We start from the raw sequence: 17,400 nt of genomic DNA, 5'->3' as shown, positions 1-17,400 counted from the left end.
GGCAGGAATGCCCAGACTGACCGAGGACGCCAGGGGCGTCTATGTGATAGCACTCACCCCCTTTACCGAGAATGGCGCCCTCGATCTTGAGAGCACCGACCGCATGGTCGATTTCTACCTCGAGCGAGGCGCGTCCGGCCTGACCGTGCTTGGCATGATGGGCGAGGCACAGAAGCTCACCATCGAGGAGTCCCAGACCTACGTTCGACGCATCCTGAAGCGGGTGAACGGCCACGTTCCCGTGGTCGCTGGTGTATCATCTCCGGGCTTCGCCCAGATGAAGGCCCTGACAGAGATGGTGATGGACGATGGCGCCTCTGGCGTCATGATCGCGCCGCCATCCTCTTTACGCAACGATCAGCCCATACTCAACTATTACAAACAGGCTGCCGAGGTCATCGGCGAGACACCCTTCGTCCTGCAAGATTTTCCGCTGGCGACGAGCGTCACCATCCCAGTTTCGGTCATCCAGGCCGTCATTGAGCAGATCCCCACATGCGTTTGCCTCAAGCATGAAGATTGGCCTGGGCTTGCGAAGATCGCGGCGCTCCGTGCAATGGCCGCGAAGTCCGGCAGTCGGCGGATCTCCATTCTATGCGGCAACGGCGGCATGTTCCTGCCCGAGGAAATGGGCCGAGGTGCGGATGGCGCCATGACGGGGTTTGCCTATCCTGAGATGATGCGCGATGTCGTACACCATTACAATGTGGGAGACCCGGACAGGGCGCAGGACCTGTTCGACGCCTACCTGGCCCTCGCCCGCTATGAGCAGCAGCCGAGCCTTGGCCTGTCGATCCGCAAGTACATCATGGCCAAGCGCGGAGCGATTGCCTCACCCGCTTTACGCAAACCCAGTGGCGAGCTGTCCCGCGACGACATTGCGGAAATTGAGCGCTTAATTGCACGCCAAACCAAGCGTTTGGAGGAGCTAGGCTGATGGACCTCGGACTGCAGAACAGAAAAGCGTTGGTGCTCGGGGCACCCGCAGTGTCAAGGCCGTTCTGATGGTCAGAACCGAATAGCGGGATTGACCGCCTCGGGTCGTGCGGGGCTCGGCATTCCAAGCTGCGATTGCTTCCTCAGTGACCCACACCGTGAGGCTGCCCCGGTGGCTCAGGGCCGCATCGTACGCCATCCAGTTTGTTATCCGGTACCGCTGCTTGGGGATGCGGTGACGGTGAGCGGCATCAACCTTGAAGGGCATGGCAGGGATCTTTGCTTAGAAGCCGAATAGGCCTCTACGCTACCCAGCCGCGGTTGCCACCACGCTCATCCATGCAACAAAGCGTTTGCCTGTGGCTCTTGCGCCCAACACTCACAGATTACAGGCCGAGATAAGCCTTACGGATCATCGGGTGCCCCTGTAACTCCTCTGACGGGCCATCGAGCACCTGCTTGCCATTCTCAAGCACGTAAACGCGGTGACTGACAGCGAGCACCTGCTTCACGTTCTGCTCCACCAGCAGGATTGGAAGGCCGGTCTCGGCAACCCGTCTGATCGCTGCCATCACCTCTTTGACGAAAAGCGGCGACAGACCGAGGCTTGGCTCGTCCATAATCAGCATTTTGGGCCCGAGCATAAGAGCACGCGCAATAGCCACCATTTGCTGCTGTCCACCGGACAGCTGACCAGCCATCGCGTCGGCGTAGCGAACAAGGTCCGGGAAGAGAGTTTCAACCTTCGCCATGTTCTCGTCCCGGACAGCCTTTGCTTCAGGCAAGTAGGCCCCCAGCATCAAATTTTCTCGCACGGTCATATTCGGGAACAACTGACGACCCATAGGCACATGGGCCAATCCCTTACGAGCCATCTGATGAGGCCGTGCTCCCTTGATCTCCTCGCCATCGAATAGGATGCGTCCGCTCCACGGAGCAATCATGCCCGAGATCGCCCTAAGGATCGTCGATTTGCCGCTCCCATTTCCCCCAACGAGGCCCACCAGTTCGCCGCGGCTCACATGAAGAGATGCACCGAACACCACCTTCAGCGCGCCGTAACCAAGGTCGACATTGTCAACCTGCAGAATTGCCTGCCCCATCAGTCGGTCCCCAAATACGCTTCGATCACGCGCTCATTGCTCGTTACCTGCTGCGGAGTGCCTTCAGCGATCTTCTCGCCACTGGCGAGCACGATAACATGATCGGACAGCTCAATGATCGCCTCCATGATGTGTTCGACCATCAAGACCGCGAGACCCTGCGCGCTTAACGATCTCACGAAAGTGATCATCTCTCGTAATGCAGGGGGATTTAGACCTGCCATGATCTCGTCGAGAAAGATCACTTTCGGCTTTACCGCGAGCGCCTTCGCTAATTCCAGCCGCCGTCGGCGCGCAAGGTTGAGATCCAGTGCGGGCTGGTGAGCGCGATCCGCCAGCCCTACCTGCTCGAGCACACTCATGGCGAGGTGCTCCGCCTCGCTCCGCCGTACGACCGTCAGGAATGCGGCAATGAGCACATTCTCCAGTACCGTCAGCTCCTCGAAAGGCCGTTCAGTCTGAAAAGTCCGGCCAAAGCCCAGACGCGTCCGCTTAAATGCCGGTAACGCCGTGATATCCCTGTCTAGCAGGGTAATCCTGCCGGAATGCATGGGGGCAAAGCCCGTCAATGCATTGAACAGGGTGGTCTTGCCGGCCCCATTCGGGCCGATCAGCCCAAGGATCTCGCCGGAGCCAAGGGACAGGGAAACGTTGTTGACAGCTGTGACCCCGCCGAATTTGACGGTAATGCCGTCAGCCCTGAGCACGTTTGGCATAGAGCCTCCGAATATGTCTGCGGGCCAGCTCCCCAACAATGCCACGGGGAACGAAAAGCACGACCACCAGGATCAGGATCCCATAGATCAGCATGTTCGCCTCGGCGAACGTGGTGCGGAACATCTCCCCCGCCCCAATCAGCACAAGTGCGCCGACAGCGGGTCCCCATATCGTCCCGCGCCCACCGATGATGGCTGTGAGGGCGATCTGCACCGACAGGAGAAGGGCAAAGATGACGTGCGGCTCGATGAAGGCGAGTACGACCCCGTAAATTCCGCCACCGATTGAGGTGAGCGCAGCGGACAGCATGAATGCCTTCAGCTTCGTCGCCGTCGGATCAATGCCCGCAGCCATCGCCGAGTCCTCGTCCTCGCGAACAGCCCGGAGCTGATAGCCGAAGCGGGCCCGAGAGATCACGATGACGGTCGCAATCACCACGGCTGCGAAGGCGAGCGCCATATAGAATTGGGCAGTCCTCGAGAAGAGATCGATGCCAAACGGCTCCGGGAGGGTTGCGATGAATACGCCCGTAGCGCCTCCGCTTAACCACTCCTCGTTGATGGCGACCAACCGGAGGATCTCCGCGACTGCGATCGTGGAGAGCGAAAAGTACGGCCCGCGCAGGCTGAAGGTCAGCCATCCCCAAAAATAGGCGAGGATCGCCGCAAAAGCGGCTGCCATGGCCATGGTCCACCATGGCGCAAGTCCGAACTGGCTCTGGCCGATGGCGACAAAATAGGCCCCAAGGCCCACGAACGAGGCATGACCAAGGCTCACCTGGCCGTTCCATCCACCGAGCAGGTCCCAGGATGTGGCCCAGCCGGCGAACAGCAGGACAGAGATCGCAATCGTGAGATTGTTAGGGAAGATGGCCGGGTAGGTCATGCCGACAGCGAGGAGCACACCTAATCCAATGAGATGCTTTGTCATACGCGCTTCACCGTCCGTCCGAACAGGCCCTCGGGCCGGAAGAGCAGGATCAACAGGAACGCGATCAATCCGTAAGCCTCGCGGTACTCGGACATGAAGTAGGAAGCGCCCAGTACCTCGACCACACCCAGCAGAATGCCCCCGGCGATCGCCGCACCGACGTTCCCCAACCCACCGAGGACCGTCACGACGAAGGCCTTCAGGGTGAACACGGCTCCCGTGTTGGTCGGGGTCGCGAACAGGAGCGGGATGAGCGTGACGCCCGCCATGACTGCCAGCATCACGCCAAGGCCAAAGACGATGCTATGGATCCGCCGTGTGTCGATGCCAACGAGCTCGGCGCCAAGCCGGTTTTCCGCAGTGCCGCGGATAGCACGGCCAACTTCGGTCCTGTTGAGCAGCACATAAAGCGCCGCGATCATGATGACCGTGGCGATCCCAGCAAGGAGCAGGACCATAGAGACGTTGACCCCGGCGATTGAGAAGGTCGATGAGGCATACGACACCTGCACCGAGCGCGGCTCGCCTCCAAAGGTGAGCAGGATCGCGTTGCCGATGATCAACGAGATTCCGAGCGTCGCCAGAAGTGCTGACTCTGGCGGTGCATCGATAACACGTGAGAGGATGAAGCGCTCAACAATGACCCCAGCAAAGAAGCCGATCGGCATCGCAAGAAGCAGCGACAGATATGGATCCCACCCGAGCAGGGCATTGAAGAGGACGGCACTGTACATGCCGAGCACGACGAAATCGCCGTGTGCGAAGTTGATCGTGCGCATGACCCCGAACACAAGGGTCAAGCCAATTCCAATGAGGGCATAAACGCCCCCGATCAGAACGCCGTTGGCGATGTTCTGTAGAAAAATGTCTAAACTGGCCATTCCTGTTCCTGATTGCTGTCACGTGTTCATCCGCTGCAGGCAAATGCGCGGTTGCGAGCCAGTCGTCATGTGTGACTGCCGTTTCGGTTGGGCCGGCGGCTGTGCCGCCGGTCCAATTGTGTTAGCGGGTTGACCATTCCGGCGTGGGATGCTGCGCCTGCTTCGCAGCGAGATCATCCGGGAATACCGTGACGTGCTTGCCGTCCTGGATCTGCAGGATAAGGCTTCGGATTGGGTTCTGACCCTGGAAGCCATCAGCACTCTTGAAGTTCACTGTCGTCACGGGCGTCGTGATGTCGGTGGCAGCCAGCGCCTCGCGCACTGAGTCTCGCGACTTCGGGTCGGCACGACGCAGCGCATCGGCAGCGACCATCAGCGCGAGGTACCCTTCTGCCTCATAGAACGAGGGTTCACCGCCGGCCTTGGCCTTCAGGCGCTCATAGAGCTCCTGAGCACCGGGATACTTCACGTCCTGGCTCCAACTTACGGCTGTTGCAACATAGTCAGCCGATTTTCCGACTTGCTGAACGAAGCTTGGAAGAGCCGCGGATGTATCGATGGCGATGACCTTGGCATTGAGGCCAACCTCACGCATCTGCCGGGTGATCGCGACACCATCCTCTGCATAGGATACGATATAGAGGATATCCGGATTGGCGCCGCGGAAGCGGTTGAGGATCGGCCGAAAATCAGTGACGCCCTGATCATAGGATTGGTCACCAACGACCTTGTACCCACGCTCCGTGGCGAGACGCTTGCCTTCCTTCGCCAGTGAGGTCGGCCATGCACCGTTACCGTACAGCATGGCGACCGTCTCAAGAGGCACATCTTTCTTTGTATTCTTGAGATGGTCGAAATAATCGAAGTAGGCCTTCCCGACGATCGTCGAATTGTGCTTGGCACGGAACACCCACGGCGAACCCGGCTTCGTGATGCTGTCGTCGGCGCTGCCCAGAACGATCATCGGAACCTTCTGGCGCGTCAGGAACTGAGCAAGTGGTCCTGTAATCGATGAGGCGTAGGAGCCGATGACAAGCGGAACGCCTTTGCTGGCAAAGCTCTCAGCTGCGGCAAGCGCGCTCTTCGCTTCGGACCGGTCATCCTGAATCGTTAGGGTGAGCTGCTGACCTTTGATACCTCCGTTCGCGTTGATCTCGTCAAGTGCAACCTGAAGGCCTGTGCGATACCGTTCGCCAAATGCTGCAAAATTCCCCGAGAGGCTGTTGATAACGCCTACCTCAACCTGCGCCTGAGCCGGGGCGCCGGCGATGGACAGAGTAGCTGCCAAGGCAGCGGCGATAGCGATCTTCATTTGTTTCCTCACCTTTTTATTGGCTTCACTAGGAAGTCTTTTGCTGCGAGAAAGAAACCCTTCTGCAGCGAGTGAAGCCTAGTGCGCGTGTTCGAGCACTGCCAAACACTTTTTTCTCGACAGAGCTCAGCTGGATATTATCCTCACCGGCGAAATGACATCTGTCATGGTTCGCATACCTGCGCTGCGGAAAGCGGCCATGTTCTAATATTACGAGGGACGCTGAATGGTCGTGTTGGAGGATGATCCACTTGGTCAGGGAGGGCTCGCTGATTTCGCCCGACGGTTTCGAGCCGGCGAGATGACATCCGAACGGGCGACGCGGGCTTATCTCTCCCGCATTGAACTGCTCGACCCACGACTCAGGGCATTCCAGCATGTTGCCGCTGAGCAGGCGCTTGAGACCGCACGCGCAATCGATGCGCTCTATTCGGCCGGCACGGATCTTGGTCCGCTCATGGGTGTACCGGTCGCCGTGAAGGATCTGTTCGTTGTTGAAGGTATGCCCACGACAGCGGGCACCAAAATGAACATCGACGACATCGCCGGTTTAGAGGGTCCCCTGGTCAAGAGTTTGCGTCAGGCAGGATGCGTTATCCTTGGTAAGACAAAGACCGTCGAGTTCGCCCTCGGCATTACGGGGGTGTCCAGCGCCCACGGAACACCGATCAATCCATGGGACGCACAAACGCCGCGCCTACCTGGAGGCTCAAGCTCTGGTTCAGGCGTTGCAGTTGCCGCCGGTTTATGTGCCTTCGCCATTGGGTCGGATACGGGCGGCTCAGTCCGCGTCCCCGCCGCGTTCAATGGGATATTCGGGCTCAAGACGACACCCGGTTTCTTCTCGACTGATGGCGCCTTCCCCCTGGCCCCTCATTTAGATACGCCTGGCTTGCTAACGCGCAGTGCCCGAGACGCTGCGATTGCTGTGGCTACGCTCACTGGTGAACCGGAAGCACGCCCTCTTCCGGTCGACGCGCTCCGGCTCGGCGTTCCGCAGGAGTACTTCTTCGACAACCTCGATCCGGTTGTCGAAGCGCAAATCAGGGGTGCGATGGAAGCTCTATCGGCTGCAGGGTGCCGGTTGAGGCCTGTGTCTGTTCCCGAGGCGAGCGAACGCGAGCGTTATTTCCCTGCTGTTCTCCCGGCCTGCCTCATCGCGACCCTTGGCCGAGATCGCTTCCTTGCCGGTCGCGACCAGATGGATCCAATTGTTGCGAAGCGCGCGACGTCTGGCCTTGATGTGACCGCAGCAGATTATCTGGCTCTTGAGGCAAAGCGAACCAAGTCCCGCCAGAGCGTGTCCGAAAAGTTCTCAGGGTTCGACGGTTGGGTCACTCCGACGACCGCGACGCCTCCACCTTCTGTGGCTGACCTGGATGATGAACAGAAGGCCCTTGACGTCGCTCTGGGCATGACCCGCAACACTCAGCCTGCGAATTATTTCGCATGTCCCGCCGTGAGCATTCCCCTGCCGCAGAAGCCCGGGAATCTCCCAATAGGACTGCAAATCATATGTCCTGAAGGGGCTGATATGCAGGCACTGTCGGTTGCACTAGCGATTGAAGAAGTGCTCGGCACTCCTGAGGCTCCAAACTTGACCAATTTCCTGGGCTAACCAAGTCCACGATTAGGAAACGACGCTTCCTTGGAGTATCAGTCCCCATCGGGGGACTGATACACAAACCCAAGCTCCCTTCCTGGAGCCGGGAGCTCACCAGTCTAATTTCAGCTGGCGCTTGGCTTTCCATTGCGGTTTAGAATTCGTCCCCTCTCAGCCGCAGCAGTAGCGATGGCCGAATCCAGCTCTCCAGCACGCACGGCCTCAATGAGACTGTCGATCAGCGTAGGGAGCTTGGGGAGAGGACCAACCTCGATGGCCGTCTTGCCTTTCGCAATTTCCAGTGGCCGACCGCCGTACTGCATGATGAAGTGCGTCGTGCGGCTTCCGTCTTCGAACCAGCCTTTGCGGACACGCCGAGGCACCTCCACCCGGACACGAGCCCCTTCCCCGTTTGTGCGCATGATAAAGTGCTTCGGCGGGTCGAAGACCGTTCCAGCGATCGTTGCCTCGGCAAGCTGCTTTTGAAGGGCAAGGTTCTCGACGAGCTTCTCGCGACCTCGCTCAACAGGCGTCTTAGCCTGCGCGGCGGGCTTTGCATCTGACAACTTCAGCGACTTCAAAACCGACATGTTCTCTCCCTCGTCATCGCCCTTTGGGCGCCGATGTCGGGACGATATTGCCGTTGTTACTCTGTTTCAACCGAAGATTGCCGCAGCCCGCAGCCTTTCTATCTCGAGGATCCCCCTGCTCCGGTGTCCGGTAGCTAATCAAGCCACCTCTGAAAGGACCGCGAACGAGGCAAAGATGCAATGCTCTGGATGCGCGTCAGGTCAACTGGATAGCGAGAGACAGAACGTAAACACTTCCCATCAGATTGCGTCACAGGGCACGAGGACCGAACTCATCGACAACGCGAATGGCAGACTTGGAGCTTCATTTAAGAAGTCTCACAACAAAGTAACGTATCATAGCCCACCTCAGTAGACGCAACCAACATAAAGCCGAGCCAGCTCGTCAGAACGTTGACATCACAAATATCTTGGAGGATGCTGACTGAAATTTTTTATTTCACGGCACATAATGTCCCTACCCACTCTCGCTGAGCATGCCTACAAAGAGTTGCGAAAGCGGATACTCCGCTTTGAGTTGTCGCTTGGAGAGCGTCTCCACGTTGACAAGATCGCTGAGGAACTCCAGGTCAGCCCATCTCCTGTTAAAGAGGCGCTCAAGCAGCTTGAGTCTGAAGGTTTGGTCGAGATCAGAGCTCGCCGCGGAACGACGGTCAGAGAGTTCACTCCCGACGATGTCAGAGATATCTACAAGGTGAGGGAACTGCTCGAACCCGCTGCTGCCGTCGATGCTGTCAACCTAGGGGCGATTACACCTTCTCTGCTGAACGAACTTTCGGATACTATTAAGCGCTTGGAAGACGCCAGCCACGGTACCAAATTCGAGAATCCGGTTGCAGCAATTGAGGCAGACAGCGCCTTCCATCGCACCATCGTGGCCGCGACCGGCAATAAGGTTCTGACGGGAATCCATTCGTCTCTCACCAGTCAGGCGCATCTCCTGCGCATTTTCTCGACTCGCTCCCCACGCGCCGCAGACACAATACGTGAGCACCAGGAAATCTGCGATGCACTTGCCGCACGCGACGTTGAGAGGGTCCACAGTGCCTGTCTGCGCCATCTCGTTTCAGCGCGGGAGGTCCTGCTCAAGCAGATCAAGAGTGAGCAACAGCGCCGACCAAATGACCCGCAATGAAAGTATCCGCCGGCGTGAAACATAGAAATTCTCAGCCACTACAAACGGCGAGATGAAGAGGGAGTGGAAACCGATGAATGCTCAAGGAATCAGAACGTGGCTTCGGGGGATCGCATTAGCGCTTGCTCTCGTCCCCAGCGCGGTGAACGCCATCGAGTGGAAGCTCGCCAACATCATTCCGCCTGATCACCCAGCAAACCATGCTGTGACGGCAGCCGCGAAGGAGATTGAGGAAAAGACCTCAGGCCGCATCCAGATTAAAGTCTATCCGGCTGGCCAGATCGGAAGCGCCAAGGAAATCATTACTGGGATGACGGTGGGAACCGTTCAGATGGCACTCGACGGCCCCGGGATCTTGAGCCAGTGGAGCAAGCGCCTCTCTGTTCTGGAAGCTCCGTATCTAGCTAAAGACTTCGCCCACCTGCGTCGGATCGTTGACAGCCCAGAGGGGCAGAAGCTCTATGACGAATTGCGTCAGCGTCACAAGATCAGGCTGCTTGATGTATGGTACTATGGATCGCGGCATCTAACGAACAGCAAGCGGCCTATCGACAGCGTGGCGGATACCGCGGGGCTCAAGCTGCGCGTTCCTGAGATTGCGCTCAGCCTGGAGTGGGCGCGAGCTCTCGGTATGTCCCCAACCCCGATGGCATTCCCGGAACTTTATCTCAGCCTGCAGACCGGCGTCGTGGATGGACAGGAGAACCCCCTCCCGACCATCAATTCGGCAAAGTTCTACGAGGTTCAGAAGCATCTCGCCCTGACCGGACACCTCGTGTCGATGATCTCGCCGCTGGTGGCCGAAGATTCCTGGAGCGCTGCCAATGAGGCTGACCGGAAGGTCGTGATCGAGGCATTCAAGGCAGCCGGCGTCAAGTACAACGCTCAAATCGATGCTCTCGAGAGCGAGCTTGTGAAGTCGCTCGAAACCAAGGGAATGCAGGTTACCCGGCCTGATCAGGAGGCCATGCGCAAGGCCATGGCTCCCGTCTATGCCAAGTTCGAGGAAGCTTGGGGCAAGGGCACGTACGCTGCACTCGCGGCCATTCCGTGACCCCACCAAAACTCCATCGCTTGAATCAGGTGTAGGATGAATTCTGATCATATGCGGAAGACGGCTGCCGTCCTTGAGTTCTGCGAGGAATTTCTCCTCGCAGGCTCGATCGCCGTGACCTTTGCGGTCTTGGTTCTGCAGGTATTCAGCCGATATGTGTTTGACCTCCCGTTGACGTGGACAGAAGAGCTCGCGCGATACCTCTTCGTATGGAGCGTATTCGTCGGGGCTTCCCAGGCCATGCGTTACGGCGAGCACATCGCCATCGGGATGCTGATCGACCGGCTTCCGAAGCCTCTGGCCAAGATCATCGCCCTTTGGATGAACGCTCTTATGGCGCTGTTCCTTCTCGTTCTAATCGTCAAGGGAGCCGACCTGGCCTTCAAGGTCGCAGAACTGCCGTCAACGGCCTTGGAAATCTCAATGGCCTTTGTCTTCGCCCCTCTTCCGTTGGCGGCCGCGGCGATGCTGCTTCGCACCCTCTGCATAAGCATACGGATCCTTGTTGCGGGTCCTGAACCCATCCAGCACCGGTCACTCTAAGGTTAAGAGACAATCATGGGACCTCTGTCTGTAACCTGGGCCGTCTTGCTGGGGCTAGGGATGCCCATCGCGTTTACGCTGGGCGTCGCCGCACTCCTCTTCATGTGGTGGAATGACATGCCGCTTGTGGTGATCCCGCAGCGGATGGTTGGAGGAATCGACTCCTTTCCGCTGCTCGCAGTGCCGTTCTTCATCCTAGCTGGCAACCTCATGAACACGTCCGGGATCACCGACCGGATCTTTCACTTCTCGCATTCTCTGATCGGGCATATGCGCGGCGGGCTGGCCCAAGTGAACGTCCTTGCCAGCGTCATCTTCTCCGGAATGTCGGGTTCAGCGGTTGCTGACGCGGGCGGCCTGGGTGCCATGGAGATCAAGGCCATGCGGGAGGCAGGTTATCGCCCTGCCTTCGCTGGAGCCGTGACCGTCGCATCCTGCATCGTTGGTCCTCTCATCCCACCTTCCATTCCTATGGTGATCTACGGTGTTCTCGCGGACGCGTCCATCGGGCGGCTCTTCTTGGGCGGCGTGGTTCCGGGGCTCATGACAGCAGGATCGCTGATGGTGATGATCACCTTGATGGCGAGGAGGCAAAACTTCCCCACGGAGCCCAAGGCGACGTGGTCCGAAACCGGCCGAGCTTCCCAGAAGGCGTTTCTCCCGCTGATGACCCCCTTTATCATCATTGGCGGTATCATGCTCGGTATCTTTTCCCCAACCGAAGCGGCGATCGTAGCCTCCCTGTACGCGCTCGTGCTCGGTGTCTTCGTGTATCGAGAGCTGAGCGCGAAGGACCTCTGGACCGTAATCCTTCAGACCGGCCGTACGACAGCATCCATCTGCTTTATCATCGCGACGGCCACTGTCTTTGCCTGGGTGATCACGACCCTCCAGGTGCCGCAGCAGGCTGCCGCTTATCTGGTGGGCCTGACGCGGGATCCGCTGTTCCTGCTCCTAATCATCAACCTCGTGGTTTTCATTGCCGGTTTCTTCCTCGAAGGATTGGCGATTATGATCCTCGTGGTCCCGGTCATGATTCCGACGATGGCGCAGGTGGGGATCGATCCCGTGCACTTCGGGGTCGTTCTTGTTTTCAATCTCATGATCGGGCTCATGACGCCGCCGATGGGCATCGGACTGTTCGTGGTGTCGGGCGTTGCAGGCATCAAGCTGGAAGACCTCATCAAAGAAGTTTTCCCCTTCCTGATCCCGCTTCTCATCGTCCTGCTCCTGCTCATTTTTATCCCATCGCTGGTGACGGCTCTCCCGGATTTCGTCCTCGGAGCAGATCGATAGAAGGCCATGCTCATGCACGACAATCGTCTGCTGCTCCTCAACCCTACAGACAACGTGCTGGTCGCGCGTACTCGTATTCAGGCTGGGGAGAGGGTTCAACTGGAGGCTTCCTCGCCAATCCTGTCGGCTGATCTTGGGATCGGGCACAAGATAGCGCGGCAGGCGCTCCGCGCCGGAGACAAGATCGTGAAGTACGGTGCGCCGATCGGCTCGGCGACCTGCGACATTCCTGCGGGCGCGCACGTGCACTTCCATAACGTCGCAAGCGATTACATCCCGACCTATACCATCGCGCCGGATCTAAGCGCGGAAGGGCACGTCGCATGAGCAACTTGCAAGGATACCTGAGGTCCGACGGGCGCAAGGGGATACGCAACACCATAATTGTCGCGTACTTGGTAGAATGTGCTCACCATGTGGCCCGCGAAATTGCGTGGCCCCTGAGAGATCGTGACGTTCACGTCATCGGCTTTCCCGGATGCTACCCAAATACCTATGCCGAACGGATGATGGAGCGGCTGTGCACCCACCCCAATGTGGGTGCAGTTCTTCTCGTCTCACTAGGGTGTGAAAGCTTCAACAAGCATCGCTTAGCCCAAGCGGTCGAGCGAAGCGGCCGGCCGGGGCACACCATCATCATTCAATCGGCTGGCGGAACCCGCGCCTCCATCGCGGCGGGGCAGGAATGGGTGGCAGCCCGTAGACGTGAGCTAGACGCCCAGACGACAGTTCCGATGGGCATTGACGAGTTGATCGTTGGAACGGTTTGCGGCGGCTCTGACGGAACGAGCGGCATTACCGGAAATCCGGCCGCAGGTCTGGCGTTCGACAAGCTTATCGCAGCCGGCGCCGCCTGCATCTTCGAGGAGACCGGCGAGCTCATCGGCTGCGAGCACATCATGGCAGCGCGTGCCCGCACACCGGAACTCGGAGCCGAACTCAAGGCCAGTGTCGCGAAGGCCGCGCAGTATTACGCTACTTTGGGTTACGGATCTTTCGCGGCCGGCAACGCGGATGGCGGGCTGACAACCATCGAGGAGAAGTCGATGGGTGCCTATGCCAAATCCGGTTCATCGCCAATCAGCGGGCTGCTTAAGCCAGGCGACGTGCCGCCAACCTCTGGCCTTTATCTGCTCGACGTGGTGCCGGACGGCGAAGTGCGGTTCGGATTCCCTAACATCAACGACAATGCCGAGATCGCCGAGCTGATCGCCTGCGGGAGTCATGTGGTTCTTTTTGTCACCGGGCGGGGATCGGTAGTCGGATCCGCTATTTCTCCAGTGGTGAAGATCTGCGCCAATCCCGAGACCTACCGTCGTCTCAGCGATGACATGGATATTGATGCGGGCCGCATTCTTGAGGGGCGCGCCACCCTCAATGAAATCGGAGCAGAAATCCGCGACCACGTCATCAGTCTTGGTGAGGGCCACCGAACAAAGTCGGAGCTCCTGGGCCACCAAGAATTCGTCCTCACCTACAAGACCTTCTCAGCTATTGGACCCGCTTGCCTGCCGGCAGCCTAAAAAGGAGCTCCCATGTCTACCGACGATATCTCCGCTCGACTGGAGAACTGCTACACGGGCGTCGTTCACGATGTGATGCGCGCCATGGGATTGCGGGACTTCACGCTCCCGGTGGAGTTGAGGCCGCTCATGCCGGAGCAGGCGATGGCTGGGCCGGCCTTCACAATCGAGGGCCGGGTCGATCGCAACGCCGACCCGCATGAGACTCTCCTGGCTTGGACGGGGCTGCTCTCGAAGGCTAAGCCTGGCCACATCTGGGTGTCGCAGCCGAACGATCGCGTTGTCGCACATATGGGCGAGCTCTCGGCTGAAACCCTAAAGAACAAGGGGCTCCGCGGCTGTGTAGCCGACGGCTATGTCAGGGACGTCAACTTCCTATTGGGTATGCGGTTTCAGACATGGTCCCGGGGCTATACTCCGCGCGACATTGTCGGGTACTGGCTTCCGCGCGCGTTAGACGTCGACATCAAGATCGGCGATGTCGTCATTGCGCCGGGCGACTATATGGTCGGGGACCGCGATGGGCTAATCAGGGTCCCAATGGACCGGGTGATGGATATCATCGACGCCGCTGAGGTTGCAATCAGTACGGAGAATCAGGTGCGGTCGGCCATCCTATCGGGTGTCGATCCCCAGGAAGCGTACCTGAAGCACGGGAAGTTCTGATCATGAGGATCGTCGATGTCGAAATGCGGTGCTGCCGCAAGAAGCCTGAGCAATTCGAAGCCGGCGCCTTTCGAACGGGAGATTTCCAAGGGTTTGAGTTCCTGGTTGTGACTGTCAAGACTGACGAGGGCCTCTCCGCCTCTATGTTCGGTTTTGCCGGCCGGTCTGCCGAAGGGGCGGGCAAGCTCATCGCCGACAGTGTGCGCCCGTTCCTGATCGGCCGGGATCCCCGCGACCGCGAGAAGGCTTGGCACGAATTCCGCACTGCCGACAGATGGTGGGGACATCTTCCGATCTACGCCTATGGCCCATTCGATACCTGCCTTTGGCTGCTATCGGCGCAGGCCGCGGAACAGCCGCTGTACAAGTATCTCGGTGCCTACCGCGAGTCGGTGCCGGTGTACGGCAGCTCCATGATCCTTTCTGAACCTAAGGACTATGTCGCTGAGGCCCTGCGGGCGAAGGCGGAAGGGCTGCGCGCTTACAAGCTGCACACGCCAGGAAACGATATCGACGAGGACCTCGAGGCGCATCGATTGGTCCGAGAGGCAGTTGGACCTAATTTCCGCCTAATGTCCGACCCGGTGTCTGTCTACAATCTCGAGCAGGCCATCAGATTCGGGAGGGTTTTGGAACAGCTTGATTACTATTGGTTCGAGGAGCCCCTCTATGACGAGGATGTCCACGCACTGAGGGAGCTGTCGCGAACCTTGGAGATCCCCATTGTCGGTACAGAGGTACTGGCAAAGCACCCGTACAGCATCGCTGAGTGCATCGCGACCCGAGTGGTCGACCGGGTTCGGGCTGACGTCTCCTGGACCGGCGGCGTCACCGGGGTGATGAAGACGGCTCGGCTCGCGGAAGCCTTCGGAGTGAACTGCGAAGTCCACACTTCGATCTTCCACCCTTTGGAAATCGTGAACCTTCATTGCTGCGCGGCCATGAAGAATTGTGACTTTTTCGAGCTTCTATATCCCGTGGAGGGATTCTCATTCGGACTAGCAGAGCCGTTGCAGATCAAGGACGGCCTAGCCACTCCGCCGAATCGGCCAGGCCTGGGTGTTGAGCTTGACTGGGATGACATCGACGCCTGCACCATGAAGGTGGTTTGAGGTCGCTATGAAAGCAGTCTTGATCGAACGTCCAGGCACGATGGCGATGGTCGACATCGATATGCCGCGACCGGCTCCCGGGGAGGTCGCGGTTCGCATTGCTTATATCGGATATTGCGGCTCGGACCTGAACAGCTACCGCGGTACAAACCCCCTTGTCTCCTATCCCCGTGTTCCCGGACATGAAATCTCAGGCGTGATCGTCGAAACTGGCCAAAATGTCCCACCCACGCTTGAGCCCGGCCAGAGGGTCACGATCCTTCCCTACTTCAACTGCGGGTCCTGTAATGCTTGCCGGATGAACCGACCCAACGCCTGCAAGCACAACAAAACCTTAGGTGTGCAGCGTGAAGGCGCACTGACTGAGTTGGTCTGCGTACCATACGGCAAAGTTGTTGCGGTAAACGGCCTAGAAACGCGTGCCCTGACGTTGATCGAGCCACTCGCAGTGGGCTTCCATGCGGCACGACGAGCGGAAATCGTGCCAGAGGAGCGGGTGGTTGTTCTTGGCTGCGGCGTGATCGGCCTCGGGGCTATTCTGGGAGCCCTGAGCATGGGCGCACACGTCATCGCCGTCGATCTGAGTCGCTCCAAGCTCGACCGCGCGGTGCGGCTGGGAGCGCATGCAACGATTGATGCGGCACAGGAGTGTGTCGATCGAGCCCTGCAGGATATGATCGGAGAAGACGGCCCAGAAGTTGTCATTGAGGCCGTCGGAGCGGAGGAGACGTTCCGGCAGGCGGTCGACATTGTGGCGTCCTGCGGTCGCGTGATCTATGTCGGGTATGCCAAGAACCCCGTCCTTTATGAGACGCGACTTTTCGTCATGAAGGAGATCAATATCCGCGGCTCCCGCGGCGCGCTACTGTCCGATTTCCACGACGTCATCGAGTACCTCAAGCGCAATCCTGCTGCCAGTGACGTGATCATCTCGCGTGTAGTGGGCTTAGAGGATGCCTGCTCCGCCATGGCGGAGTGGAGCGCTGACCCGGGCGCACTCACCAAAATTCTCGTGCAGCTATCGGAGGATGTCGATGAACGAGCCTAATATCAGATCGACACACGATTTTCCTAACGCCTTCAGCCTGGAGGGCCATCATGGATTAATTACTGGCGGAGGCAGCGGCCTCGGTCTGGCAATCGCACGTTGCTTCATCGCGGCGGGCGCCCGCGTGACGATCACCGGCACTAATGAGCCAAAGCTGCAGGCCGCCCAGGCTTCCCTAGGAGCCCAATGCAGCACCCTGCCATTCGACGTCCGTGACACCGATCGGGCGCAGGCATTCGCAGACTCGATCGAGCAGGCATTCGGATCAGTGTCTATTTTGGTCAACAATGCCGGCAATACGGTGAAGAAGCCGATCGCTGACATGTCGGTTTCCGATTTTACAGCCGTAATGGACGTCCATGTCACCGGCGCTTACGCCCTGTCCCGCGCCTTCCTTCCGCAGATCGAGCGCGGTGGCAATGGGTCCCTGCTGTTCACCGCCTCGATGAGTTCTTTTCTGGGCATACCTATGGTTACAGGGTATGCCGCGGCCAAGGCAGCTTATGTTGGGATGATCCGTAGCATGGCTACAGAACTGGCGCCGAATAACGTGCGTGTAAACGGCGTTGCTCCTGGATGGATCAACACACCTTTGTTTCGCCAAGCAACCTCCGCAGATCCCGCACGGAGGCAGAAGATAAACGACCGGATCCCCATGTCGCGATTTGGAGAAGAGTCCGATATCGGTTGGGCCATGACGTATCTAGCTTCTAAAGCTGCCAATTACGTTACTGGGCATATGCTGGTTGTCGATGGAGGTGCACTGCACGGGTTTTGATCTGGCACGGGCGGTCGATGAAGCAGCACCATTATTTCAGCAGCTGGCCGTTTCCATGCATCAATGGGTGTAAGGGCCCAGTTTCAAGCTCCCTCCGAAGAATGTCTTGGGACTTCTGGCTGCTAACCAGAGGGTCGGCTTCGTGCAACTGCTGTCGCTACAGTCTGCCAATC

Annotated in this window: 19 protein-coding genes; 12 read left to right on the top strand and 7 right to left on the bottom strand. The window is 58.7% G+C overall.

Annotation, left to right across the window (positions count from 1 at the left end):
* The first annotated feature begins 7 nt into the window (after nucleotides 1-7).
* The gene (locus ILT44_RS14015; RefSeq protein ID WP_204240212.1) at nucleotides 8-937 is read left to right on the top strand and encodes a dihydrodipicolinate synthase family protein; all 930 of its coding nucleotides are present in this window, start codon (nucleotides 8-10) and stop codon (nucleotides 935-937) included.
* Here the strand turns inward: ILT44_RS14015 and ILT44_RS14010 are convergent.
* The 6 genes from ILT44_RS14010 to ILT44_RS13985 all read right to left on the bottom strand — a co-directional run bounded on the left by ILT44_RS14010 (nucleotide 929) and on the right by ILT44_RS13985 (nucleotide 5,879).
* Nucleotides 929-1,135, bottom strand: a complete 207-nt coding sequence (locus tag ILT44_RS14010; protein WP_372441164.1) for a transposase — start codon at nucleotides 1,133-1,135, stop codon at nucleotides 929-931. The genes ILT44_RS14015 and ILT44_RS14010 overlap by 9 nt on opposite strands.
* Before the next feature lie 187 nt (nucleotides 1,136-1,322).
* Nucleotides 1,323-2,039, bottom strand: a complete 717-nt coding sequence (locus tag ILT44_RS14005) for an ABC transporter ATP-binding protein (RefSeq protein ID WP_204240210.1) — start codon at nucleotides 2,037-2,039, stop codon at nucleotides 1,323-1,325.
* The gene (locus ILT44_RS14000; protein WP_204240229.1) at nucleotides 2,039-2,755 is read right to left on the bottom strand and encodes an ABC transporter ATP-binding protein; all 717 of its coding nucleotides are present in this window, start codon (nucleotides 2,753-2,755) and stop codon (nucleotides 2,039-2,041) included. Before ILT44_RS14000 ends, ILT44_RS14005 begins: the two co-directional genes overlap by 1 nt.
* Nucleotides 2,733-3,686, bottom strand: coding sequence for a branched-chain amino acid ABC transporter permease (locus ILT44_RS13995; RefSeq protein WP_204240209.1), 954 nt, complete (start codon nucleotides 3,684-3,686; stop codon nucleotides 2,733-2,735). Before ILT44_RS13995 ends, ILT44_RS14000 begins: the two co-directional genes overlap by 23 nt.
* Nucleotides 3,683-4,567 (bottom strand): branched-chain amino acid ABC transporter permease, encoded by an 885-nt coding sequence (locus ILT44_RS13990; protein WP_204240208.1) that lies wholly within the window; start codon nucleotides 4,565-4,567, stop codon nucleotides 3,683-3,685. Before ILT44_RS13990 ends, ILT44_RS13995 begins: the two co-directional genes overlap by 4 nt.
* Before the next feature lie 121 nt (nucleotides 4,568-4,688).
* Nucleotides 4,689-5,879: an ABC transporter substrate-binding protein gene (locus ILT44_RS13985; protein WP_204240207.1), complete on the bottom strand. Its 1,191-nt coding sequence runs from the start codon at nucleotides 5,877-5,879 to the stop codon at nucleotides 4,689-4,691.
* Nucleotides 5,880-6,105: 226 nt separating this feature from the next.
* Between ILT44_RS13985 and ILT44_RS13980 the strand changes: the two genes are divergently transcribed.
* Entirely contained in the window at nucleotides 6,106-7,497 is a 1,392-nt protein-coding gene (locus tag ILT44_RS13980; RefSeq protein WP_204240206.1) for an amidase, read from the top strand.
* A 110-nt stretch (nucleotides 7,498-7,607) separates the two neighbouring features.
* Here the strand turns inward: ILT44_RS13980 and ILT44_RS13975 are convergent, their stop codons facing one another.
* Nucleotides 7,608-8,120, bottom strand: coding sequence for a DUF6641 family protein (locus ILT44_RS13975; protein WP_307826498.1), 513 nt, complete (start codon nucleotides 8,118-8,120; stop codon nucleotides 7,608-7,610).
* A 403-nt stretch (nucleotides 8,121-8,523) separates the two neighbouring features.
* Here ILT44_RS13975 and ILT44_RS13970 point away from each other — a divergent pair, with 403 nt between their 5' ends.
* The 10 genes from ILT44_RS13970 to ILT44_RS13925 all read left to right on the top strand — a co-directional run bounded on the left by ILT44_RS13970 (nucleotide 8,524) and on the right by ILT44_RS13925 (nucleotide 17,227).
* The gene (locus tag ILT44_RS13970) at nucleotides 8,524-9,207 is read left to right on the top strand and encodes a GntR family transcriptional regulator (protein ID WP_204240204.1); all 684 of its coding nucleotides are present in this window, start codon (nucleotides 8,524-8,526) and stop codon (nucleotides 9,205-9,207) included.
* Nucleotides 9,208-9,280: 73 nt separating this feature from the next.
* A complete protein-coding gene (locus ILT44_RS13965) occupies nucleotides 9,281-10,261 on the top strand; it encodes a sialic acid TRAP transporter substrate-binding protein SiaP (RefSeq protein ID WP_204240203.1) in 981 nt (326 codons plus the stop codon).
* Nucleotides 10,262-10,312: 51 nt separating this feature from the next.
* Complete coding sequence (locus tag ILT44_RS13960) at nucleotides 10,313-10,804, top strand: TRAP transporter small permease (RefSeq protein ID WP_204240202.1); 492 nt, start codon at nucleotides 10,313-10,315, stop codon at nucleotides 10,802-10,804.
* A gap of 15 nt (nucleotides 10,805-10,819) precedes the next feature.
* A complete protein-coding gene (locus tag ILT44_RS13955) occupies nucleotides 10,820-12,100 on the top strand; it encodes a TRAP transporter large permease (protein ID WP_204240201.1) in 1,281 nt (426 codons plus the stop codon).
* 12 nt (nucleotides 12,101-12,112) lie between these two features.
* The gene (locus ILT44_RS13950) at nucleotides 12,113-12,427 is read left to right on the top strand and encodes a UxaA family hydrolase (protein ID WP_204240200.1); all 315 of its coding nucleotides are present in this window, start codon (nucleotides 12,113-12,115) and stop codon (nucleotides 12,425-12,427) included.
* Entirely contained in the window at nucleotides 12,424-13,623 is a 1,200-nt protein-coding gene (locus ILT44_RS13945) for a UxaA family hydrolase (protein ID WP_204240199.1), read from the top strand. Before ILT44_RS13950 ends, ILT44_RS13945 begins: the two co-directional genes overlap by 4 nt.
* Nucleotides 13,624-13,635: 12 nt before the next feature.
* The gene (locus tag ILT44_RS13940) at nucleotides 13,636-14,289 is read left to right on the top strand and encodes an RraA family protein (RefSeq protein ID WP_204240198.1); all 654 of its coding nucleotides are present in this window, start codon (nucleotides 13,636-13,638) and stop codon (nucleotides 14,287-14,289) included.
* Nucleotides 14,290-14,291: 2 nt separating this feature from the next.
* Nucleotides 14,292-15,401: an enolase C-terminal domain-like protein gene (locus tag ILT44_RS13935; protein ID WP_204240197.1), complete on the top strand. Its 1,110-nt coding sequence runs from the start codon at nucleotides 14,292-14,294 to the stop codon at nucleotides 15,399-15,401.
* Nucleotides 15,402-15,441: 40 nt separating this feature from the next.
* A complete protein-coding gene (locus ILT44_RS13930; RefSeq protein ID WP_204240196.1) occupies nucleotides 15,442-16,449 on the top strand; it encodes a zinc-binding alcohol dehydrogenase family protein in 1,008 nt (335 codons plus the stop codon).
* A complete protein-coding gene (locus ILT44_RS13925) occupies nucleotides 16,436-17,227 on the top strand; it encodes an SDR family NAD(P)-dependent oxidoreductase (protein ID WP_204240195.1) in 792 nt (263 codons plus the stop codon). Before ILT44_RS13930 ends, ILT44_RS13925 begins: the two co-directional genes overlap by 14 nt.
* The last annotated feature ends 173 nt before the right edge of the window (nucleotides 17,228-17,400 follow it).

The organism is Microvirga arvi (assembly GCF_016892765.1).
GTDB lineage: Bacteria > Pseudomonadota > Alphaproteobacteria > Rhizobiales > Beijerinckiaceae > Microvirga > Microvirga arvi.
This window is presented reverse-complemented; position numbering and strand designations above follow the sequence as displayed.